Below are 21582 nucleotides of genomic sequence, written 5' to 3' on the forward strand. Positions count from 1 at the left end.
GGAAATGAAAGAAGACAAAGTGGAAAAAACTCCCAAGCCAATTCGCAAAATCCCTAATAAAAAATTACCGCCCAAACCACCTAAGTTTAACATTATGTGGCTTTATGCCGTGGTGATCTTGTCACTGCTGGTAGTGCCGTATATCTTAAACGGAACTACTGGTTCAGAGATCAGCTACCAGAAATTTGAGTCGACCATGCTGAAACCGCATGATGTTGACCACTTGCTGGCTTACAAAAGCGGCGACCTGGTAGAGGTAGAAGTTTATATTAAGGCCGATAGCTTGAACAAAAAAGAGCAGTACAAAGCCGTTCGCGATCAGCATACTTACGGATTCAGCACACCGAGCCCGCAATATACTTTCAAGGCTGCCTCTTATGAGAGCCTGCAAAAATCAATTGCCGATGCAGAAAAAGATGTGCCTGAAAACCAAAAAACCCAACTCAAATTTGATCAGCGCGATAGCCTGTGGGGTAACTGGTTCTTCCAGGGCATTATCATGGTGCTGTTATTTGCAGGTGTTTGGCTGTTCATTATGCGCCGCATGAGCGGTGGCACAGGCGGCGGCCCGGGCGGTCAGATCTTCAACATCGGCAAGTCTAAGGCTACGCTGTTTGATAAAGAATCGCACGTTAACGTTACCTTCAATGATGTTGCCGGTCTGGAAGAGGCCAAACAGGAGGTAATGGAGATTGTAGACTTCCTTAAAAACCCAAAGAAATACACCAATCTGGGTGGTAAAATACCAAAAGGCGCGCTGCTGGTTGGCTCGCCGGGTACCGGTAAAACCCTCTTGGCTAAAGCTGTTGCCGGCGAGGCACAGGTACCGTTCTTCTCGCTTTCAGGCTCAGACTTTGTGGAGATGTTTGTGGGTGTAGGTGCTTCGCGTGTGCGTGATTTGTTCCGCCAGGCTAAAGACAAAGCGCCATGTATTATCTTTATTGATGAGATTGATGCTATCGGTCGTGCCCGTGGTAAAAACAATATTGTAGGTGGTAACGATGAACGCGAGAACACGCTGAACCAGTTACTGGTAGAGATGGATGGCTTCGGTACAGATTCTGGTATCATCATTCTGGCTGCCACCAACCGTCCTGACGTGCTGGACTCTGCGCTGATGCGTCCCGGTCGTTTTGACAGACAAGTTTCTATCGATAAACCCGATCTGATTGGTCGTGAGCAGATCTTCAGGGTGCACCTGAAACCTATTAAACTGGCCGACGGTGTTGATGCCAAAAAACTTTCTGCACAAACCCCTGGCTTTGCCGGTGCCGAGATTGCCAACGTTTGTAACGAAGCGGCCCTGATTGCTGCCCGTAAAAACAAAGAGGCTGTTGATATGCAGGATTTCCAGGATGCCATTGACCGTGTGATTGGTGGTCTGGAAAAGAAAAACAAAATCATATCGCCAGAAGAGAAACGCATTGTGGCTTACCACGAGGCCGGTCACGCCATTGCGGGCTGGTTCCTGGAACATGCAGATCCGCTGGTAAAAGTATCTATCGTTCCGCGTGGTGTGGCTGCGCTGGGTTACGCACAGTACCTGCCTAAAGAGCAGTTCTTATACACCACCGAGCAGTTGCTGGATGAAATGAGTGTATCAATGGGTGGCCGCGTGGCTGAGGATATCGTTTTCGGCAAAATCTCAACCGGTGCACTGAGCGATTTAGAGCGCATCACCAAGCTGGCTTATGCCATGACCAAGATTTATGGCATGAATGGCAGCGTGGGTAATGTATCGTTTTATGATCCGCAAGGCGAGTACCAGTTTAACAAGCCTTACTCTGATACCACTGCCGAGATGATTGACAACGAGGTGCGCAAGCTGGTTGACCAGGTTTACCAAAGCACCAAAGACCTGCTGAACGCTAAACGCGAGGGTCTGGAGAAAATCGCTCAGAAACTATTGGAGAAAGAAGTACTGTTCCAAAGCGATCTGGAAGAGATTCTGGGTAAACGTCCGTTTGACGAGCGTACCACTTATGATAAGTTTGTAAACGGCGAAGCGGCGCTGAACCCCGATAAAGACAACAATGCCATCCCGGACAGCGTAACCAATCCAGAAGTATCAAGGATTGACGGACAAACCGGCGACGCACAATAAAATTTCCTGATATTTAAATGAAAAGCCGTTATGTTTGTACATGGCGGCTTTTTTTATTTAAGTAGAGTTAAATAAAGCCACAACGTCATTGCGAGGAACGAAGCGATCTCTGTACATGTAAGACAGATTTGCACATCCGAATATCCTATGCAGAGATTGCTTCGTTCCTCGCAATGACGTGACGGAAAACGTCGTTTAACGTTTGACTATCTTTAATTATTTGATGAAGGACAATACCACCGCAAAAGAGAAACTGCTGAAAAAAGTGCGCAAGGCACTGCTGGAAAAGCGCGACAATCCCTATCCCAACCTGGAAGACCTGCCGCTTTATGCCCCAACCGATGAAATGCTGGAGATTGTATTTGCCGAAGCATTCACCGCCGTATCAGGCCAGTTTGTGTTTTGCGAAGACGAGGTAGACCTGATAGAAAACCTGCTCACCCTGGCCGAAGAGCGCAAGTGGAACAAGATCTATGTTTGGGAACCAGAACTGCAAACCCTCCTAAACACTTACGAATTCCCTTTTTACGAGACCGATAAAGATTTTGAACAAGCCCAGGCTGGCATCACCTTATGCGAGTCGTTGATAGCCCGCAATGGCAGCATTATGGTTAGCAATGCCGGTGCGGCCGGTCGCCGGTTAAGCATTTACCCGCCAGTACATATTGTTATTGCCTATACCTCGCAACTGGTAATGGATCTGAAAGACGCCTTTAAACGTCTGAAAGAAAAGTATGGCACTGAACTGCCGACGATGATCAGCAACATAACCGGCCCAAGCCGTACAGCAGATATTGAGAAAACCCTGGTTTTAGGTGCTCATGGGCCTAAAGAGATTTTTGTGTTTCTGCTGGATGGGTAGGTGAAACCAAGTGCAAGGAGAAGCAACTCACTAATAATCAATAAACCACTGGTAGCCGTTTATTTTTTTATACTCAGAAGGAATTTTTGTGAGCACTTGTCTTTTATGCGGATCGATTTCATCTCCATAATGATGAACGCGATAAAAGCGTTTCTTTAAAGTATCAGCAGGATAAATTAATTCAATGGTATCTATCTTATTACCATGCCACCTAAATTTATATAATGGAACTTCGCCGGAGTGACCATATTCAACACCTCGTATCAATTTCTCTTTAGGTGAAAAGGCAGGATTTACAAACTCTACTGGATCAGAAAACCCTCCTGAAGAATGATATAAGTAAACAACATTAACATCCCTGGCACAACATCCGGATGAAGGGTAATAGTTGTATACAAAATCGAGAAGTCCATCTCCATTTATATCTTTAACATGATAATCAGTAAACCCTAGTTTCTCTGTTTCCGCAGAGATTAACTGGTTAAAATGACTATCGACTTGCTCAAAAACATGAAGACATACGGTGTAGTGGTTAGGCTCATTATAAACCAAAAGATGATTCTTTACACCGTCAAATAAGTGGCCGTAACTTAAAATAATGGTACTATCAACAGCATCTAAGCCGCGTCCTTTAAACGGAGTGCCAATATGTTTAGTTCCATACGCCAATATCTTCCGGATAATTGCAAGCTCCCGCAAACTGTCAGACATTTCTTCATTTTCTCCCTTCCGATGAAGGGAACCAACCGCTGCCTTATTTGCAATAGGCTCGGCACCTGCCTGTGTTTTTGTTACAGCTTGGTGTCTTGACTGTTGGCATGCAGCAGCCATAAAGAGCAAGATAAGGAATAGGCATTTCATCTGACAGCCAGCAAATTGATTAATTCTTGAAAAGCACGACCATTCATCAATCACTTGATCCCCAAACAAGGTCCGCGTTAATGCGCTTCCAGCCAATTCACACCTGTTCCCATCTCTACCATAATTGGCACGGTGGTTTTAATGGCGTTCTTCATGTGATGCTCAATAATCGGCTTTAGTTTATCTACCTCATGGTGCGGCACATCAAACACCAACTCATCATGTACCTGCATGGTCATGCGGGTATCCATTTTCTGGGCTTTTAGTTCGCGGTGGATGTTGATCATGGCTATTTTGATCATATCGGCTGCAGAACCCTGTATAGGTGCATTGATGGCATTTCGCTCGGCAAAGCCGCGTACGGTAGCATTGGCCGAGTTGATATCACGCAGATAACGGCGACGGCCCATTAGTGTGGTTACGTAGCCATTCTCGCGCGCAAAATTCATGGTATCGCTCATGTATTGCTTAATACCCGGGTACTGCGCAAAATATTGATCAATAATGTCGGCTGCTTCTTTACGCGGGATACCCAGGTTTTGCGATAGCCCGAAAGCCGATTGCCCGTAAATAATCCCGAAATTAACGGCTTTGGCATTGCGGCGCTGGGTACCGTCTACCTGATCGAGCGCTACGCCATACACGTTGGCTGCCGTGGCGGTGTGGATATCAAGGTTATTAGTAAACGCATCGCACATGTTCGGGTCTTTACTAATCTCGGCTATAATGCGCAGCTCAATCTGCGAGTAATCTGCCGACAGAATGATATGATTTTCATCACGCGGGATAAATGCCTTCCTTACCTCGCGCCCGCGCTCTGTCCGGATCGGGATATTTTGCAAGTTTGGATTCACCGAACTCAACCGACCAGTAGCCGCCACCGCCTGGTTGTAGGATGTATGCACACGACCGGTTTTGCTGTTAATCATCGTCGGCAAGGCATCTACATAGGTCGATTTCAGCTTCTGTAGCTGACGGAAATCCAGGATATCACGAACAATATCGCTCTTGTTGGCCAGGGCCAGCAACACGTCTTCGCCCGTCTGATATTGGCCGGTTTTTGTCTTTTTAGCTTTAGGATCAAGCAGTAGTTTTTCAAACAATACTTCCCCCAATTGTTTTGGCGAGGCAATATTGAACCGCACACCCGCTTTCTCATATACGGTTTTCTCCAGGCGAATGATATCCGACTCCAGTTCGCGACTGTAGTCCTTCAATGCCTGCTCATCTATGCGTACCCCTTCAAATTCCATATCGGCCAGCACATAAACCAGCGGGTGTTCAATCTCATGAATCAGTTTTTCGGCCTCGGCTTCTTTTAGTTTGGGCTCAAATACCTGTTGTAGTTGCAGGGTAACGTCAGCATCCTCGGCGGCATAGTCTTTTACCTTTTCTACCGGCACATCGCGCATGTTCAACTGATTCTTACCCTTCGGACCAATCAGCTCGGTAATACTCACCGGCTTGTAGCCCAGGTAGTTCTCGCTCAGGATATCCATATTATGGCGGGTATCCGGATCGATGATATAGTGGGCCAGCATGGTGTCAAACAGCGCGCCCTGCACCTGCACGTTATACCATTTCAGTATCAGGATATCATATTTAATATTCTGGCCTGTCTTGGCAATAGCCGGGTTTTCCAACAATGGTTTAAACTCATCCACAATAGCTTGCGCCTCCGTTTGATTTGCCGGGATAGGCACATACCAGCCCTCGCCTGCCTTGATGGAAAACGACATACCTACCAATTCGCAATCATTGGCATCGGTACCGGTGGTTTCTGTATCAAAACAGATGGAGGTTTGTCTTTGCAGCAAGGCTATCAGTTCGGCACGTTTCTCAGGCGTTTCAAACAGGTGGTAGGTATGTTCGGTATTATTGATGTTCTTGCCTGCTTCAATTGGCGACTCAACAATATCCTTAATATCTACCGTCATGGTGGTGCGGCCCTCGGCAACAGGGTTGCCAAACAAATCAGTCTGAATACCTACAGATTTAATCTCGGTTACGCTGAAATCATCACCAAACACACGGCGTCCCAGCGTACGGAACTCCAGCTCGGCAAACAACGGCTCCAGCAGGTCTTTACTAGGCGCACAGATCTCCAATCCCTCCTCATCCAGTTCAACCGGGGCATTGAGGTTGATGGTTGCCAGCCTTTTTGACAGCAGGCCCTGCTCGGCATACGTTTCCACGTTCTCGCGCTGCTTTCCTTTTAGCTCATGGCTATTGGCAATGATATTTTCTACCGAGCCATATTGTTTAATGAGGGACTTGGCAGTTTTCTCGCCAATACCGGGGATGCCCGGAATATTATCAACCGCATCGCCCCAAAGACCCAGAATATCTATTACTTGTTCTACGCGTTCTACCTCCCATTTGGCCAGCACTTCTTTCACACCCAAAATCTCCATATCGTTACCCATGCGGGCCGGCTTATAGATAAAGATATTGTCTGAAACCAGCTGGGCAAAATCCTTATCAGGCGTCATACAATAAACCTGGTAACCTTGTTGCTCTGCCTTTTTGGCTAGGGTGCCAATAATGTCATCGGCCTCATAACCATCACTGGTAATGAGCGGAATATTAAAACCGAGGATCAGTTTAAATACATAAGGGATGGCTTTAGACAAATCTTCAGGCATGGCCTCGCGGTGGGCTTTGTAGGCCTCAAACTCGGTATGGCGCTCAGTAGGTGCTTCGGTATCAAAAACTACCGCCATGTGGGTGGGTTTCTCTTTCTTCAACACATCCAGCAGGGTGTTGGTAAAACCCATCACGGCCGAGGTATTTAACCCGCCCGACGTAAAGCGCGGGGTTTTACTTAATGCAAAGTGTGCCCTGTAAATAAGAGCCATGCCATCCAGCAGGAATAGTTTTTTAGCAGACATAATTTTTCTTTTTATTAACCCCGGCTTAGCCAGGATAATAACATGTTTAATTAGCAGGCCGCCCTACGCAGCTCTGTATAATCTAATTCTTTATTCTACAAACATGTCATCCCTACGGGATTTTGGATTTTGAGCCCCAGGGGAGCGACCTGTTTGTAACAATCAGCCTATATAATAAATCAGCCCCATAGGGGGCGGTGTTATATGATTAGCTAATTGCTTAAGCTTATGAAAATCAAATACCCACTGAAATTCAGCACGTACTCACAATAGTTTCATCTTTACCGCGTTTCTTTGCGGCGTATGCAATTTAGAGGATAAAGATCATCTAAAAAAATAAGATTACCGGCGTGCCCGTTTGGCCAGTTAAAAAAATTTGATATAATTTGTAGTTTATTGATTATGAAGACCCTGAAGTTACTCATCCCTTTTGTACTGTTTGCCGTTGCCGCCAAAGCGCAGCTGCCTGGCAATGACTTTTATGAACGTTACGTATTGCCGGTAAGCAGTCAGCAAGCACCTGCCGGTTACGGCCTCAGTGCAGCCAGCCCTATCACGGTAGGCGCCTACGCCGATCTGACCGATCAGGCCAAAGTAAACAGCCTGCTTAACCGCTTTTTTAATACCTTTTGGTGGAATGATAATGCCAAGGTTGAATACATTGATCATACCACCAAAATGATCAACAGTGTTAACTACGAGATTTTCCGCGCCGTAAAACCGGGCACAAAAGATACTGTCAGCATTTATACTGATTTGTACAAAACCGGTCCGATTTATGTACCGGAGGGCATGGTTGCTTATTCTAAAGAACGTTTGGCCGCACAGTTTGCGCCAGCCCTTCAACAGCTTAAAAGTTATGAGGCTGCTACCGATAAGTATGCCGATACTGCTGCCAAAAACACCTCATTCAGACTGATCTCCTTTTTGCAAAGCAATGTGGGCCTGGATTACCTGATGGACCAGGATCTAATTGACCCCATTATGAGCAATTATGGCCTGGACATGGATTTTAAAGCCTGCCTGGTACGCTCTTACATTTTCCACAAGTTTGAGTATATCATGACCGGGCAAGACAACGCCAAGGTAAAAGCCTTCAATGCCATGGTTGACGATTACATGGACATCACCAAAAAGCACGCAGAGCTGGCAACTAAAGATGTTACTGCGTTGATGGTGAAGAAGTCGTAATATACCCCCATGTCATTTCGACCGCAGGGAGAAATCTTTTCGAAGACGCATTGCATCAGAACTATCGCATCGAAAAGATTTCTCAGTCGCGCCACGCGCATTCTTCCCTCCGCTTCTTCGAAATGACATGGGGTGTTAGATACTACTTAAAATCGCACCCATCAACATGATCGTTCACCATGCCGGTAGCCTGCATGTGGGCGTAGCAAATAGTGGTGCCGAAAAACTTGAATCCGCGTTTTTTCATGTCTTTGCTAATGGCGTCTGATATGGCCGTGCTGGCCACCAGCCCGCCTGCCTGGGGATGATTAACGATTGGCTTACCATCGGGCATAAAACCATACAGGTAGGCATCAAACGAGTCGAAATCTTTTTGAATTTGCAGGAACAATTTAGCATTGGTAATCGCCGCCTGGATCTTCGCCCGGTTGCGGATAATGCCTGCATCATTCATTAATCGCTCCACATCGGTTTCATCAAACGCAGCAATCTTCTCCGCATCAAAATTGGCAAAAGCCTTACGATAATTTTCCCGACGGCGCAGGATGGTGATCCAGCTCAGACCGGCTTGTGCACCTTCTAATATCAGGAACTCAAAGAGCACCTTATCATCATGCACTTCTTTGCCCCATTCCTCATCATGATATTTCATATACAGCGGGTCGGAGCCGCACCAACTGCAGCGTTTTTTGTTATCGGTAGGTTGATCTGGCATGGGTAAATAATTTACACAATGCTAATAATTTTAGGATTAAATTACAACCAGGATTTAACGAATTTACAGGATCAATGAGATTGCTGACCTCAGTCCGATTCAGACGGACCTAAGAAAATCCTGTTCATCCTATAAATTCGTTAAATCCTGGTTCAAAAAAACGCCCCCGATCAATTCAAGGGCGTTCTTGGAAAAATATCACAGGGCAGCGATAACGTCTGACCCATATCTTTTATACAATTTTATATCTCGATAGTTTGACCAACTTCTGGCAATTTGAGGTTGATACCAGCACTTTGGAATTTCTGCGCGGCCTCTTCTTTATCAATTTTAATTACCGGGAAGCTGTCATAATGCACACCTACCACGTTTTTGCAGTTAAAGAAACCGGTTGATTTGATGGCATCATCCACACCCATGGTATAATTATCGCCGATAGGCAAAATGGCCCAGTCCAGATTTTCATCGGCCAGGAGTTTCATGTCGTAAGTCAGCGCGGTATCACCGGCAAAGTATACGTTCTGGCTGCCGGTGTAGACTACAAAACCAGCGGGGTTGCCGCCGTTAGAACCGTCAGGCAGTGTTGCAGAGTGAACGGCGTTTACCATTTTCACTTTGCCAAAATCAAATTTAAAGCTGCCGCCAATATTCATGCCGTGCACGTTATCTACCCCTTGTTTGCCCAGCCAGCCGGCAATCTCGGCAATGCAGATCACTTTAGCGCCGCTGTTTTTAGCAACGGTTACCAGGTCGGCCACGTGGTCGCCATGACCGTGTGATACCAGGATGTAGTCTGGCTTCAGGCTATTTACATCCACGTCTTTAGCCAGCGGGTTGCCGGTAATAAATGGATCAAACAACAATTTCTTTCCGTCAAACTCCAGTTCAACGCATGATTGTCCGTAATAGGTAAGTTTCATGGTAGATTTTTTATGTGTGTTAAGCTATCTGTAAGCTTCACAAAGGTGCAAAGCATCTTTATCAGTTACAACGCCTATTTACCAAAAAGGTTGCCCAAACCACCCATTCCGCCAAACATATCGCGAGTCATGGCAGCAGCTTCAGCCTGGCTTACATTTTCTGCCTGCTCCATGGCCTTGTTTACAGCCACGGCTAGCAATTCTTCCAGCTCTTCTTTATCGGCTTCTTTATAAAAATCTTCGTTGATGGTGATAGATTGTACCACCTTGTTGGCATTTGCGATAACGGTGATCAGGCCGCCTTCAGCCGAGCCGGACACGGTAATGTTATCCAGTCTTTTTTTCATCTCGCCAGCTTTCTGCTGGGCTTCCATTAATTTATCAAACATATCAGCTCCTTTCTCCCGTTGGGGATTTTTAATGTTTTTTATGCGTCTTTTTCTTTTCGGCTACCTTATGATGAGCTGACTTGCTGGCTTTCTTAGCCACGTGCTTCTTTTCAGCCACCTTTTTCTTTACTACGGTTGGCTTCTTTTCAACCACCTGGCGCCCTTGCGGCTGATCCTCCTCCTCTTCGCCTCCGCGACCGTAAGCACCCGCACGAACCACCGGCATACCGGTCATTTTAAATAAATCGTCCAGGTGCAGCAGGCTGCCGTTGGTCATATTGTCAAGCAATATAATTACCACATCGCGATGCATATCGCGCAAAAAGTTGTGGCGAAAACCATGCCACCAGCCTGTGTGGTAAACCACTTTCTGGTTAGGCGCTTCAAACAAATGCCAGCCATAACCATAGCCAAAGTGTCCGTTCTTAAGCGGCACCCGGTTGGTATAGGCAGAATCCTGGGTGGCGGCTTTAATCAGGCGACCGGCGCGCAGGGCACGGTCATATAAGAACAAGTCGCCTACGGTGCTGTAGATACCTTTATCGCCTACCGGGCCATCAAGATAATTTTGCGCTACCGAGTATTTCCAACTGTTACGATCGTGGCCCAATACGTTGGTCGGGATCTTATCATAAACCGCTTTTGAGTACACCGCAGTGTGGCTCATGCCAGCCGGCTTAAATATATTTTGCTGCATGTATTGGGCATAAGGCATTTTGGCTGCCTTTTCAATAATAGAGCCCAGCACCATAAAGTTTGAGTTGTTATAATGATAACCTTTATCGGGCGCATTATAACGAGCCGGTTTGTATTGGGCCAGCAGATCCATCATTTGTTGATTGGTTACACCCTTCTTTTGATCGCGGTGTTCCTTCCGGAAAACATCATCAATAGCGTATACATAATTAGGCAGTCCTGACCGGTGCGTGAGCAGCATACGGATGGTAACACCATGATACGGGAAGTTTGGATAATATTGCTGCACCGAATCATCCAAACGGAGTTTGCCGCGCTCCATCAACTGCAAAATGGCGGTAGACGTCATGGTTTTACTGATAGATGCCAGCTCAAACTGAGAGTTGATATTGAGACTGTCCTGACGCGGGTAATTGGCCCAGCCGAAAGCGTTTTCGTAAACAATCTTTCCGTTTTTTGCTACCAGCACATTGCCGTTAAAACCAGCTGCAGTGTGCAGATGCTGCATAAAAGCATCAATCTGTTTATCAGCATGTTTGGGGTCATACTTCATAAACTCGGTAGTATTAAATGGCTTTGAAGTATCAACAGGGTATTGGGCGTCGGTAGTTTTGGGTTTTTGAGCGCACGAGGCCAAAACTAGTAAGGCAGAAACAGCAGTAAGAACGTTCTTATTCATCAATATCATAAGCTATAAGGGTAGCAACAAATGGCAAAAATCAACAATTAAGCGAATGAACCACAGAAAAGTTTTAAACAAATTTTTCTTTTAGTTAACGCTCATAGGGTATATTTAGGTATGAAAAACCTAAACCTTAAAACAACTTTATTGGTGGCTTTTATCTGCATTTGCATGGCCGCCCCAACGCTGGCTCAATCTACAGACGCTAAAGCTTTAGTAAAACAAGGCACCGAACTGCATGACCAGGGTAAGTATAACGAGGCATTGGCCAAGTATACCGAGGCCATGAAGGCCGACCCCAATTATCCTACCGCTTATTATGAATATGCCTATACACTGTTTACCACAGGCAAGGGCAAAGATGCCATTACTTACCTGGAGAAGCTGCTCAAGCTTGATCCAAAATCTGCCAACGCGTATGACATGCTGGGGAGTATTTATGATGATATGGGGCAGCAGGATCAGGCCATTGAATATTACAAGAAAGGCGTTGCCGCCAATCCCGATTACCAGCGCCTGCATTTTAATCTATCAATCACCTACTATCGCAAACAACTTTACTCGCAATCGGCACAAGAAGCCTTGGCCGCTATAAAATTAGACCCGAAACATGCCAGCAGTCACAGAATATATGGCATGGCCGCTTATGCATTGAATCAACGCGGAGCGGCATTACTGGCCTTTTGCAACTTTCTGCTACTGGAACCACAATCCAAGCGCTCGTTGGAGATTGTTAATAATGTTAAAAAGATTATTAACTACGGCATCAAACGCAAAGATGCTAAAAACGTTACCCTGAGCGTATCGCCCGATGATATGGGCAATTTGATGATGTCGATGAGTGTTCTGGCTGCCACCGATAAAAAGGGCGAGCTTTCTGCCGTTGATTCATTGCAATATCAGCTTACCTCTTTATTTAACGTTGCCAACACCATTGCCGGCGGAGACAAGGCCGACCCTTTTGTGGTTAAATACTATGGCGATTACTTTAAAGCCCTGGCAGAAACTGATAACATGCCGGCGTTTACCCGCTTTATTAGTGTGAGCCTTTACCCTACAGAAAACATGCAATGGCTTAAAGACCATGATAAAGAATTGACTGCCTTTGATATCTGGACCCGCAGCACACTGCATAAGTTTTAGCTTTAGACCGATAATGGCTACCTTTCGCCCACACCAATCTATTGAGAGGATATGAAACGTTTCAGCTTGATTTTGCTACTGGTTATTGCCTGCGCAATCACCTATGCACAGGATGCCCGCTCGCTGATAAAAGAGGGCGCCGATCTAAGCAGCGCTAAACAATATACCGCCGCTATTGAAAAATATAAAGCAGCATTAGTTATAGAACCTAATAACCCCCAGGCCAACTATCAGTTGGCTTTTGCGCTCAACCAAACTGGCAAGAGCACAGATGCTATACCCTACCTTCAAAAAGCTACCACCGGCGATGCATCAGCCAATATGAAAAGCGGCGCTTATGCCTTACTGGGCAGCATTTATGACCAGGCCAAACAGCCTGCTAAAGCCATTGAAAACTACAAACAGGCGTTGACCTTAACACCAGACGACCAACAATTGCAATACAACCTGGGCCTGGCCTTTTTTCGCAATCACCAGTATGTCGAGGCCGAGCAATGTGCCATCAATTCGCTTAAACTGGCGCCTCAACACTCAGCCAGTATGCGGTTGTATGCGCTGGTGGCCTTTCATCAAAATAAACGCGCACCAGCACTGCTGGGCTTGTGCAGCTTTTTGCTAATGGAACCGAATACACCGCGAAGTTCCGAGTCATACAGTAATATCCAACACATTATTCAGGGTGGCGATCTAAAGCCTGAGCCCGGCGAAGTTGCGCCACATCATATTGATGCCGAAACCAACGCCCTCAACCAGGCCATCAGCAGCGCGGTAGCGACCGAAGCCAAACGTCGTTATTTTGTAGCGGCAGATAAATTTACGCAGCAGTTGCAGGCCATATTTGCGGCTATCGGTCCGCTGGCAGAAAAGCAGCAGCATGGCAGTGAGTTGTTCAAAGCGCCGGCGGCGCGGTTTTATAAACTATCGCAATCGGGCAATATGCCGGCGTTTGCACGTTTGATTAGTCAGAGTAGCGACAAAGCTTCGGTGGCGTGGATTGCGGCGCATAGCGATGAGATGGGGAAGTTGGATGAGTGGTTGAAGGGGAATTGATAGTTTTCGATCTATGAAAGATTATGTCCCCCAAAATAAATTTGACGAAAAGGCTATAGCGTGTCTTCAATCTCTCCCCTTTGAAGCGGTTAGAAATGATGTTTGGGAGCTATTAGAATGGCTGCAAGATATGAACTGGCCTGTTGCCTATGATGTGGCCGTGTATCTTGCTCCTCATGTCAATGAAATAAAAGATGACCTGATTAAGATCTTCAATACAGATGATACGCTTTGGCAAATGTGGATCATCTGCGGTTTAATAGGCCGGTCTCCTATAAAACCAGATGCAGAACTTTTAACTATTATCAGAAGGATAGCAGAACATCCAACCAAAATCGAAATTGAAGAAGAAGTTGATCTTGTTGCAAAAGATGTTCTTGAACAATTTGGCGGAGGCGCTTAATATAGATGATTGAAAAGATTTCTCCCTTTGATCGAAATAACATGCTCTTTAACTATATCGATGGGTTTGAAACCCGTTGATATAATTATTACTGTCATTTTTGTAACAACATCCTATAAATCTTAAAAATTCGCAAAATCCTGGTTCAGTTTATTCTCAAAAACCTAACTTAGCCGCAAATTTCAAAACACCATGAGTTTCAGAATAGAACACGATACCATGGGCGAGGTAAAAGTACCTGCCGATAAATACTGGGGCGCACAAACTGAGCGCTCACGCAATAACTTTAAAATTGGCCCGGAGGCTTCTATGCCTAAGGAAATTATCGAGGCTTTTGCCTACCTGAAAAAGGCTGCCGCTTATACCAATACTGATCTGGGCGTACTGGCTGCAGAAAAACGCGACCTGATTGCACAGGTATGTGACGAAATTCTGGCCGGCGAACTGGCCAGCGAGTTCCCGCTGGTAATCTGGCAAACCGGTTCTGGTACCCAGAGCAACATGAACGTTAACGAGGTAGTTGCCAACCGCGCACACGTGCTGCAAGGCAACAAACTGGGCGAAGGCAAAACCTTTGTTCACCCGAACGATGACGTGAACAAATCTCAATCATCAAACGATACTTACCCAACTGCAATGCACATTGCAGCTTATAAAATACTGATTGACTGCACCATCCCTGGTGTAGAAAAACTGCGCGACACTCTGAAAGCAAAATCAGAAGCATTCAAAAGCGTTGTTAAAATTGGTCGTACGCACCTGATGGATGCTACGCCGCTTACTTTAGGTCAGGAGTTCTCAGGCTACGTTTCTCAGTTGGATCACGGTCTGAAAGCTCTGCGCAACACATTCGATCACCTGAGCGAGTTAGCACTGGGTGGTACTGCTGTTGGTACCGGCATCAATACTCCTAAAGGTTATGATGTAAAAGTGGCCGAGTACATTGCTCAGTTCACCGGCCTGCCATTCATCACTGCCGAGAACAAATTTGAGGCCCTGGCCGCTCACGATGCCATTGTAGAAAGCCACGGCGCGCTGAAACAGATTGCCGTTTCATTAATGAAGATTGCTAACGATACCCGTATGCTGGCTTCTGGTCCGCGTTCAGGTATCGGCGAGATCCATATTCCGGATAACGAGCCAGGCTCATCTATCATGCCGGGTAAAGTTAACCCAACCCAAAACGAGGCTGTAACTATGGTTGCTGCACAGGTAATGGGTAATGATGTGGCTATCAGCATCGGCGGTTCAAACGGCCATTACGAGCTGAATGTGTTTAAACCGGTTATGGCTGCTAACTTCCTGCAATCAGCCCGTTTGATTGGTGATGCTTGTGTATCATTTAATGATCATTGTGCAAAAGGTATCGAGCCAAACTATGATGGCATCAAAAAACACCTGGAAAACTCGCTGATGCTGGTTACTGCACTGAACCCGCACATTGGTTATGAGAACGCCGCCAAGATTGCAAAAAAAGCGCTGAAAGAAAACAAATCGCTGCGCGAGGCTGCCGTAGAACTGGAGCTGCTCTCCTCAGAGCAATTTGACCAGTGGGTACGCCCCGAAGACATGATCGGCAGCATGAAATAAAACACCCCTCCCAACCCTCCCCTAAGGGGAGGGCTTTAAATAGATAGTTTGAAAAAAGCTGCTAACAAAAAAAACGCTTCCCTTAAGTCCCTCTCCTTTGGAGAGGGGTTTGGGGTGAGGTTTTACCTTCTACTTTTTACTCTTTCATTAGCCTCCTGCTCTTTCAATCCACGCCTGCAGGGCAAAGGCGAAACCTATTTGCAGGGCGAGTGGCAGCAGGATAGCAGCGCCGTTCAGCACAAGCTGGTTACTTACACTTCTAATCATTTCCGTTTTACCTGCGATTCTTTTTACCTGAAAATCAATACCTTCAGCAAAGTGAATTACGGGGCCGATACCTGCATGAACAAAGGCCGGTGGACCGAATACGTACGCGGCACCTACGCCCAGCGCAATGACACCCTGTTTCTGCGCGGTCAGTTTTGCGATGATCATTACCGTATTAAAGAAACGCAGGATTGCCTGCGCGCCGGTAACTATGATGAGCTTTTTAGCGTAAGCAACAAAAGTGATTCGCTGCTGCAATTGTCTGGTACATCAAGCGTTATACCCATCGGGTTGCGCCTGCAAAAGCGTACCGGCTGCACACCCAAAGCACTATAAACAAACAACATAAATGAAAGTATTGAGTAAATTGATCTGTGCGGCAGCCCTGTTCTGTGCTCCGTTCAGTGCTATGGCCTGGGGTACCAACGGCCATCGCATCAGTGGCGAAATTGCGTCGCATTACCTCACGCCCAAAGCCAAAGCAGCGGTAAAAGCCATTCTGGGCGATGAATCTATTGCCATGGCCAGCAACTGGGCCGATTTTATTAAATCTGACGATAACTACCGCTACCTGTATAACTGGCATTTTATTGATTTCGATAAATCATACACCCTGCCGGAGATGAAGGCCTTCCTGGAGAAAGATACCGATGTGGATGCCTACACCAAGCTCAACTTTATGATTGCCGAGCTAAAAAAGAAAACCACTACTAAAGAAAACAAATTGCTGTACCTGCGCATGATCATCCACGTGGTAGAAGATATGCATCAACCAATGCACACTGGCCATAAAGACGATAAAGGCGGCAACGATGTAAAATTAAGCTGGTTTGGCAAACCGACCAACCTGCACAGCCTGTGGGACAGCGAGCTGATCGACTTTCAGCAATTAAGCTATACCGAATATGCGGCGGCTGTAAATCATACTACACCAGCCCAGGTTGCCGAGTGGCAAAAAGCGCCTATCAGTCAGTGGTTATACGAATCAAACCAACTGGCCGAAAAAATTTATGCCGAGGCCAAGCCAGACTCAAACCTGAGCTACAAATACAATTTTAACAACATTGCAACCCTGAACGAGCAACTGCTTAAAGGCGGCGTGAGACTGGCAGGAGTGCTGAATGCTATTTTTGGTTCTTAGTTGGATTGGGTTGATTAAGAGAGTGGTTTTATCTTATAGTGGTATTCAACCACTCTCTTAATCAACTATTCAACCACTCACAATACACAATCTACTTAAAAAATGAACATCCTCATGGTATGCCTGGGCAATATCTGCCGTTCGCCATTGGCGGAGGGGGTTATGCAACACCTGGTTCAACAAGAAGGGCTTGACTGGACAGTAGACTCTGCCGGCACCGGCGGCTGGCACGTTGGCGAAAATCCAGACCATCGCTCAGTGCGCGTGGCACATAGTCATGGCATAGATATCAGCACGCAAACCTGCCGCAAATTTCGCGTAGAAGATTTTGATGATTTTGACCTGATACTGGTGATGGACCGATACAACTACAGTGATGTGCAAATGCTGGCTCGCACCGAGGCCGAGACAGCCAAAATACACCTGCTTCTAGGCGAAAAAGAAGTGCCCGATCCATATTACGACAACAATATGTTCGAGCCAGTATTTAAGCTGATTGAGGGCGGCTGTAAGGGTGTGATTAAGAAGTACAGATAGTTCCAAGTATTTGTATTTGGACACAGCACAAAGGAGTGTCATGTTGAGCTTGTCGAAACACGAGCGTGGGCCTTCCCGCGCCCTTCGACAAGCTCAGGATGACACCCTCCTTTTAATAAATCCAGCCTTTATCCCCGTCCCATCAACTCGTCAACCTTGTTACGTTCGGTTTGTAGTTCGCGGGCCAGTTTCTTTTCTTTCTCGTTAGCTTTTACTTTGTAAGTCTGAAACTCTTCGCTCAGCTCTTCGTACAACTTGGTGCGGTATTTGGCTTCGCGACCAGCGCCTGAGGTACGCAGAATCACTACCAATAACGCAACAGCCAGCGCGCCCACCGCACCCCACATTACACTGTTATAAGTGCCTTTAGACAGATATATGCCCAAAAAGCTAATACTATTCTGGCGCTCATTAGCCTGGTTAAGGTTCTGTGTGCTGGTATTCAGTTGACTTTTAACGCTATCAACCGCCTTACCCTGCTCAGCCAGCTGTGCAGTGGCCGCTTTTAGTTTGTTGCGTTCTGCTTTCAAACTGTCGGTCACATTCTTCCACAGGGCGGCAATGATGGGCTGCTGATAATGATAAAATTTAGTGATCACATATTGATACTGCTGGCTAAGCCCGGTCATTTTCCGCATCGAATCAACATTTGGCGCTGCAGGCGGCTTTGCATAGCTTGATGGCTGTGCCTGGCCCACAGCAACCTGTTTGGCGGGTTTAGTATTGGCGCTGTCTTGCGCGTAGCTAAAATTAAATGTTGCGGCAAGTAATAAAACGCCGAGCGTTTTAACCAGTATCTGCTTCTTCATAACAGTTCAGTATCTATGGTTTTCAACAAACAACCGTTTATACGGTTTTGATCAGGTATTTAATAGCGAATATAGGGTTTACTGTGGATTTTTAGCAGGATAGTTATATTCGCAATATGAAAATCGGATTTATCGGTCTGGGTGATATGGGCCGCCTTTACGCAAAAGCCTTTGCCAAAGCTGGTTACAGCGTATGCGGTTGCGACCTGCCCGAAAACCGTCAGAAACTGGAAGCAGACCTGGCCCACACAGGCATTGAAATTAAAGACAATGGCCGCGAAATTTCGCGCGTCTGTGATTTGATTATCTACTCGGTAGAGGCCGAAAGCCTGGAGAAGGTAGTGGCCGAATGTGCGGCATCAACCCGTCCGGGCGCCATTGTTGCCGGGCAAACCTCTGTTAAACATCCGGAGATCACCATTTTTGAAAAATACCTGCCCGAGGATGTGCAGATCATCACCTTCCATGCCATGCACGGGCCAGCGTTTGAGCCACCGGGCCAGAAACTGATCCTGATTCCCTACCGTGCCGACGAAGACGCCCACGAGCGTATGTATGACATTTTCGATGCCGTTGGTTGTGATATTGTAGAGATTGACGACTACCACGAGCACGATAAAATTGTTGCCGATACCCAGGCCGTAACCCACGTAGGTTTTGAAAGCATGGGCACCGCATGGAAATCTGCCGGCTTTTTCCCCTGGGAAAATGCGTCATATTTAGGCGGTATCGATAATGTAAAGATTTTGACCACCCTGCGTATCTTCAGCTATAAAGCACACGTTTATGCTGGCTTGGCTATCCTAAATCCGTATGCGCGCCAACAGGTTAAGCGCTACTCTATATCAGAATCAGAATTGTTTAAGCTGATGATCAAGGAGGAGGAAGCCGAGTTTCGTGAACGATTATACCGTGCCCGCGACTTTGTTTTTCATGAAAGCCGCAAGCCTATCATGTTTAATGAGCAGGTGATGCGTGAGTTTTCGCTCTCTGAGCATGCGCATCAGGGTAAACCCAACTCGCACCTCAGCATTTTAAGTATGGTTGATGCCTGGTACCATCTGGGTGTAAACCCTTATGATAACCTGATTTGCCAGACCCCGCCGTTCCGCCTCCGTCTCGGCATTGCCGAATACCTGTTCAAAAACGACGAGCTGCTGGAAGAATCAATAGAAACCGCCCTGTACGACAAAACCATCCGCGGCGACGATCTGGAATTTCACTCGGCTGTGCGCGAGTGGTCGGCCATTATTGGTTATGGCGATATGGAAGGCTATAAAAAGCATTTTAACGAAGTACAACAGTTTTTTGCCGGCCGATTAGAGGAAGGGAAAACGCAGAGTACGGAGTTGATACGACGGTTGATGGAGTAAGGAAGCAGGATTTTTCGTGAGTTATCTGCTTTAACGGGTACCCCCCCGAAAAATCCCGGTTCGCTGTAACAAACCACCATCCTCACTATCTAACCGTCATAATCACTAACTTTATAGCATGCCGGTAAACACTACCCTGCGCGAGAATATTGCTATTGCCCTGCAGTCTATCAGTGGGAACAGGTTGCGCACATCGTTAACGGCGCTGATTATTGCTATTGGCATTACCGCACTGGTGGGCATGCGTACGGCTATTGATGGCATGGAGCGGCGCACTAATGAGACGTTCTCCAGCATGGGGGCCAACTCTTTTACCTTGCGTAATCGCGGTACAGGCATTCAGTTTGGTGGCGGGGGGCGTGCCAAAAACTATCCGGCCATCAGGTATGACCAGGCGCAGCGCTTTAAGACCAGGTTTACCTTTCCGGCTACAGTTTCGGTTAATACTTATGCCTCATCGCAGGCTACGGTTAAAAACGGAGAGCTGAAAACCAATCCAAATATTGCCATCCTCGGGGCCGACGAAAGCTACTTGCAAACCGGAGGTTTCAAACTGGCATCGGGCCGAAACTTTTCGCCGTCTGAACTGGAACATGGTGATAACGTGGTACTGATTGGCGACGAAATTAAACTCAAGCTCTTTAAAACCGGCGATCCGATCAATAAAACCATCCTCATCGGTTCAAATAAATTCAGGGTGATTGGTTTGTTTGAACCCAAGGGTTCAAGTTCTGGCTTTGGGGGCGATAAACTTTGTGTTATCCCACTGTTCAAGGCCAAGCAAATCAGCACCAGTTCCAGCCCTACTTACACCATAACCGTAATGACCGGCACTTCAACCGAAGAAGAAGCAGCTATAGGCGAGGCAACTTCGCTGTTCCGTAACATCCGTGGTGTGCATATTGGTCAGGAAAATAATTTTGAGATCTCCCGTAGCGACAGCATCCAGCAGGAATTAAAAAAAGTGATGGACAGTTTCAGGGTTGGCGGTGTAGCCATTGGCCTGATTACGCTTATTGGCGCTGCCATTGGCTTGATGAACATTATGCTGGTATCGGTAACCGAGCGCACCCGTGAGATTGGTGTGCGCAAGGCCATTGGCGCTACTCCGTCAGTTATCCGCAGGCAATTTTTGATCGAGGCCATTGTCATCTGCATGATGGGCGGTGCCGGTGGTATCGTGCTGGGCATTGCGGTCGGCAACCTTATTGTTATGGGTATTGGGGGCTCTTTTATAGTGCCCTGGGGCTGGCTGCTGATAGCGCTGTTAATTTGCACCATCATTGGTTTGCTATCGGGCTTCTACCCTGCCAAAAAGGCGTCAAAGCTTGATCCGGTAGAGGCTTTGCGCTACGAGTAGCCTACCTGGCATCAAGCAACAAATACGTTTTTACTATCTTGCGGGCAAAATAGCTCTTATGCGCGCAATTCTTCAACGAGTATCATCAGCATCTTGCACAGTGGACGGTGAAATTACCGGGCAAATTGGCACCGGCTTTCTGGTGCTGCTGGGTATTGAAGATGCCGATACCACCGAAGACCTGCAGTGGCTGGCACAAAAAATAACCGGCATGCGCGTTTTTAGCGACGAGGCCGGCCTGATGAACAAAAGCCTGGCCGACGTTGATGGCGACATCCTGCTTATCTCTCAGTTCACCCTGTTTGCCCAAACCAAAAAAGGCAACCGTCCCTCCTTTATCCGTGCCGCCAGGCCAGATAAGGCCATCCCGCTTTATGAGCAAATGAAAGATGCCCTGCACCTGCTTACCGGCAAAAAAATAGCCACGGGTATTTTTGGCGCTGATATGAAAATTGCTTTGGTAAACGATGGCCCCGTAACCATCAGCATCGATACCAAAAATAAAGAGTAACACCCCCATAATTTTTATATAACTAAATCGTTAGTTAATTAATTGACCAGCGATGTTGACGCTATTTATTCGTGTCATTCGCAAAAA

General features: G+C 46.7%; 20 protein-coding genes. 13 read left to right on the forward strand and 7 right to left on the reverse strand.

Annotated features, from left to right (window positions below; translation table 11 throughout):
- The first annotated feature begins 4 nt into the window (after positions 1 to 4).
- Together ftsH and ABZR88_RS20175 are read left to right on the forward strand one after the other, a co-directional pair.
- Positions 5 to 2104 carry an ATP-dependent zinc metalloprotease FtsH gene (gene ftsH / locus ABZR88_RS20170; RefSeq protein ID WP_107827757.1) on the forward strand — a complete coding sequence of 700 codons (2100 nt, stop codon included), beginning with the start codon at positions 5 to 7 and terminating at the stop codon, positions 2102 to 2104.
- 223 nt (positions 2105 to 2327) lie between these two features.
- Positions 2328 to 2966, forward strand: coding sequence for a lactate utilization protein (locus tag ABZR88_RS20175; RefSeq protein WP_107827758.1), 639 nt, complete (start codon positions 2328 to 2330; stop codon positions 2964 to 2966).
- 30 nt (positions 2967 to 2996) lie between these two features.
- Here the strand turns inward: ABZR88_RS20175 and ABZR88_RS20180 are convergent, their stop codons facing one another.
- Together ABZR88_RS20180 and polA are read right to left on the reverse strand one after the other, a co-directional pair.
- Positions 2997 to 3797 carry a hypothetical protein gene (locus ABZR88_RS20180; RefSeq protein WP_146166502.1) on the reverse strand — a complete coding sequence of 267 codons (801 nt, stop codon included), beginning with the start codon at positions 3795 to 3797 and terminating at the stop codon, positions 2997 to 2999.
- Positions 3798 to 3904: 107 nt separating this feature from the next.
- Positions 3905 to 6718, reverse strand: a complete 2814-nt coding sequence (polA, locus tag ABZR88_RS20185; RefSeq protein WP_107827760.1) for a DNA polymerase I — start codon at positions 6716 to 6718, stop codon at positions 3905 to 3907.
- A gap of 402 nt (positions 6719 to 7120) precedes the next feature.
- Between polA and ABZR88_RS20190 the strand changes: the two genes are divergently transcribed.
- Positions 7121 to 7909 carry a hypothetical protein gene (locus ABZR88_RS20190; RefSeq protein ID WP_107827761.1) on the forward strand — a complete coding sequence of 263 codons (789 nt, stop codon included), beginning with the start codon at positions 7121 to 7123 and terminating at the stop codon, positions 7907 to 7909.
- A 142-nt stretch (positions 7910 to 8051) separates the two neighbouring features.
- Here the strand turns inward: ABZR88_RS20190 and ABZR88_RS20195 are convergent, their stop codons facing one another.
- From ABZR88_RS20195 to ABZR88_RS20210, 4 genes are all read right to left on the reverse strand, one after another.
- On the reverse strand, positions 8052 to 8624 hold the full coding sequence (locus ABZR88_RS20195) for a DNA-3-methyladenine glycosylase I (protein ID WP_107827762.1): 573 nt from the start codon (positions 8622 to 8624) through the stop codon (positions 8052 to 8054).
- Positions 8625 to 8866: 242 nt separating this feature from the next.
- Positions 8867 to 9544: a metal-dependent hydrolase gene (locus ABZR88_RS20200; protein WP_107827763.1), complete on the reverse strand. Its 678-nt coding sequence runs from the start codon at positions 9542 to 9544 to the stop codon at positions 8867 to 8869.
- Between the two features lie 74 nt (positions 9545 to 9618).
- A complete protein-coding gene (locus ABZR88_RS20205; protein ID WP_107827764.1) occupies positions 9619 to 9933 on the reverse strand; it encodes a YbaB/EbfC family nucleoid-associated protein in 315 nt (104 codons plus the stop codon).
- A 28-nt stretch (positions 9934 to 9961) separates the two neighbouring features.
- Positions 9962 to 11308 carry a serine hydrolase gene (locus ABZR88_RS20210; protein ID WP_107827765.1) on the reverse strand — a complete coding sequence of 449 codons (1347 nt, stop codon included), beginning with the start codon at positions 11306 to 11308 and terminating at the stop codon, positions 9962 to 9964.
- Between the two features lie 120 nt (positions 11309 to 11428).
- On the opposite strand from ABZR88_RS20210, the gene ABZR88_RS20215 reads away from it, so the two are divergent.
- The 7 genes from ABZR88_RS20215 to ABZR88_RS20245 all read left to right on the forward strand — a co-directional run bounded on the left by ABZR88_RS20215 (position 11429) and on the right by ABZR88_RS20245 (position 17442).
- Positions 11429 to 12454 (forward strand): tetratricopeptide repeat protein, encoded by a 1026-nt coding sequence (locus ABZR88_RS20215; protein ID WP_107827766.1) that lies wholly within the window; start codon positions 11429 to 11431, stop codon positions 12452 to 12454.
- A 51-nt stretch (positions 12455 to 12505) separates the two neighbouring features.
- Positions 12506 to 13504 carry a tetratricopeptide repeat protein gene (locus ABZR88_RS20220; RefSeq protein ID WP_107827767.1) on the forward strand — a complete coding sequence of 333 codons (999 nt, stop codon included), beginning with the start codon at positions 12506 to 12508 and terminating at the stop codon, positions 13502 to 13504.
- Positions 13505 to 13517: 13 nt separating this feature from the next.
- Positions 13518 to 13907 carry a DUF5071 domain-containing protein gene (locus ABZR88_RS20225; RefSeq protein WP_107827768.1) on the forward strand — a complete coding sequence of 130 codons (390 nt, stop codon included), beginning with the start codon at positions 13518 to 13520 and terminating at the stop codon, positions 13905 to 13907.
- Positions 13908 to 14099: 192 nt separating this feature from the next.
- The gene (fumC, locus tag ABZR88_RS20230) at positions 14100 to 15497 is read left to right on the forward strand and encodes a class II fumarate hydratase (protein WP_107827769.1); all 1398 of its coding nucleotides are present in this window, start codon (positions 14100 to 14102) and stop codon (positions 15495 to 15497) included.
- A gap of 114 nt (positions 15498 to 15611) precedes the next feature.
- Complete coding sequence (locus ABZR88_RS20235; protein WP_107827770.1) at positions 15612 to 16100, forward strand: fumarate hydratase; 489 nt, start codon at positions 15612 to 15614, stop codon at positions 16098 to 16100.
- Positions 16101 to 16113: 13 nt separating this feature from the next.
- Complete coding sequence (locus ABZR88_RS20240; RefSeq protein WP_107827771.1) at positions 16114 to 16905, forward strand: S1/P1 nuclease; 792 nt, start codon at positions 16114 to 16116, stop codon at positions 16903 to 16905.
- A 102-nt stretch (positions 16906 to 17007) separates the two neighbouring features.
- Entirely contained in the window at positions 17008 to 17442 is a 435-nt protein-coding gene (locus ABZR88_RS20245; protein ID WP_107827772.1) for a low molecular weight protein-tyrosine-phosphatase, read from the forward strand.
- Between the two features lie 128 nt (positions 17443 to 17570).
- Here the strand turns inward: ABZR88_RS20245 and ABZR88_RS20250 are convergent, their stop codons facing one another.
- The gene (locus tag ABZR88_RS20250; protein WP_107827773.1) at positions 17571 to 18251 is read right to left on the reverse strand and encodes a hypothetical protein; all 681 of its coding nucleotides are present in this window, start codon (positions 18249 to 18251) and stop codon (positions 17571 to 17573) included.
- A gap of 116 nt (positions 18252 to 18367) precedes the next feature.
- Between ABZR88_RS20250 and ABZR88_RS20255 the strand changes: the two genes are divergently transcribed.
- The 3 genes from ABZR88_RS20255 to dtd all read left to right on the forward strand — a co-directional run bounded on the left by ABZR88_RS20255 (position 18368) and on the right by dtd (position 21495).
- Entirely contained in the window at positions 18368 to 19624 is a 1257-nt protein-coding gene (locus tag ABZR88_RS20255; RefSeq protein ID WP_107827774.1) for a prephenate dehydrogenase, read from the forward strand.
- 118 nt (positions 19625 to 19742) lie between these two features.
- Positions 19743 to 20984, forward strand: a complete 1242-nt coding sequence (locus ABZR88_RS20260) for an ABC transporter permease (RefSeq protein ID WP_107827775.1) — start codon at positions 19743 to 19745, stop codon at positions 20982 to 20984.
- A 58-nt stretch (positions 20985 to 21042) separates the two neighbouring features.
- Positions 21043 to 21495 carry a D-aminoacyl-tRNA deacylase gene (gene dtd, locus ABZR88_RS20265; RefSeq protein ID WP_107827776.1) on the forward strand — a complete coding sequence of 151 codons (453 nt, stop codon included), beginning with the start codon at positions 21043 to 21045 and terminating at the stop codon, positions 21493 to 21495.
- Positions 21496 to 21582 lie beyond the last annotated feature (87 nt).

The organism is Mucilaginibacter yixingensis (assembly GCF_041080815.1).
In the GTDB taxonomy this organism is placed as follows: Bacteria; Bacteroidota; Bacteroidia; order Sphingobacteriales; family Sphingobacteriaceae; genus Mucilaginibacter; species Mucilaginibacter yixingensis.

What these genes read in the sequence shown, in the direction of transcription:
- ABZR88_RS20250 (WP_107827773.1), bottom strand. Translation starts at nt 18,251, where the DNA reads ATGAAGAAGCAGATACTGGTTAAAACGCTCGGCGTTTTATTACTTGCC.
- ftsH (WP_107827757.1), top strand. Translation starts at nt 5, where the DNA reads ATGAAAGAAGACAAAGTGGAAAAAACTCCCAAGCCAATTCGCAAAATC.
- ABZR88_RS20245 (WP_107827772.1), top strand. Translation starts at nt 17,008, where the DNA reads ATGAACATCCTCATGGTATGCCTGGGCAATATCTGCCGTTCGCCATTG.
- ABZR88_RS20175 (WP_107827758.1), top strand. Translation starts at nt 2,328, where the DNA reads ATGAAGGACAATACCACCGCAAAAGAGAAACTGCTGAAAAAAGTGCGC.
- ABZR88_RS20180 (WP_146166502.1), bottom strand. Translation starts at nt 3,797, where the DNA reads ATGGCTGCTGCATGCCAACAGTCAAGACACCAAGCTGTAACAAAAACA.
- polA (WP_107827760.1), bottom strand. Translation starts at nt 6,718, where the DNA reads ATGTCTGCTAAAAAACTATTCCTGCTGGATGGCATGGCTCTTATTTAC.
- ABZR88_RS20205 (WP_107827764.1), bottom strand. Translation starts at nt 9,933, where the DNA reads ATGTTTGATAAATTAATGGAAGCCCAGCAGAAAGCTGGCGAGATGAAA.
- ABZR88_RS20255 (WP_107827774.1), top strand. Translation starts at nt 18,368, where the DNA reads ATGAAAATCGGATTTATCGGTCTGGGTGATATGGGCCGCCTTTACGCA.
- ABZR88_RS20200 (WP_107827763.1), bottom strand. Translation starts at nt 9,544, where the DNA reads ATGAAACTTACCTATTACGGACAATCATGCGTTGAACTGGAGTTTGAC.
- ABZR88_RS20220 (WP_107827767.1), top strand. Translation starts at nt 12,506, where the DNA reads ATGAAACGTTTCAGCTTGATTTTGCTACTGGTTATTGCCTGCGCAATC.
- ABZR88_RS20195 (WP_107827762.1), bottom strand. Translation starts at nt 8,624, where the DNA reads ATGCCAGATCAACCTACCGATAACAAAAAACGCTGCAGTTGGTGCGGC.
- ABZR88_RS20190 (WP_107827761.1), top strand. Translation starts at nt 7,121, where the DNA reads ATGAAGACCCTGAAGTTACTCATCCCTTTTGTACTGTTTGCCGTTGCC.
- ABZR88_RS20225 (WP_107827768.1), top strand. Translation starts at nt 13,518, where the DNA reads ATGAAAGATTATGTCCCCCAAAATAAATTTGACGAAAAGGCTATAGCG.
- ABZR88_RS20210 (WP_107827765.1), bottom strand. Translation starts at nt 11,308, where the DNA reads ATGAATAAGAACGTTCTTACTGCTGTTTCTGCCTTACTAGTTTTGGCC.
- ABZR88_RS20240 (WP_107827771.1), top strand. Translation starts at nt 16,114, where the DNA reads ATGAAAGTATTGAGTAAATTGATCTGTGCGGCAGCCCTGTTCTGTGCT.
- ABZR88_RS20260 (WP_107827775.1), top strand. Translation starts at nt 19,743, where the DNA reads ATGCCGGTAAACACTACCCTGCGCGAGAATATTGCTATTGCCCTGCAG.
- dtd (WP_107827776.1), top strand. Translation starts at nt 21,043, where the DNA reads ATGCGCGCAATTCTTCAACGAGTATCATCAGCATCTTGCACAGTGGAC.
- fumC (WP_107827769.1), top strand. Translation starts at nt 14,100, where the DNA reads ATGAGTTTCAGAATAGAACACGATACCATGGGCGAGGTAAAAGTACCT.
- ABZR88_RS20215 (WP_107827766.1), top strand. Translation starts at nt 11,429, where the DNA reads ATGAAAAACCTAAACCTTAAAACAACTTTATTGGTGGCTTTTATCTGC.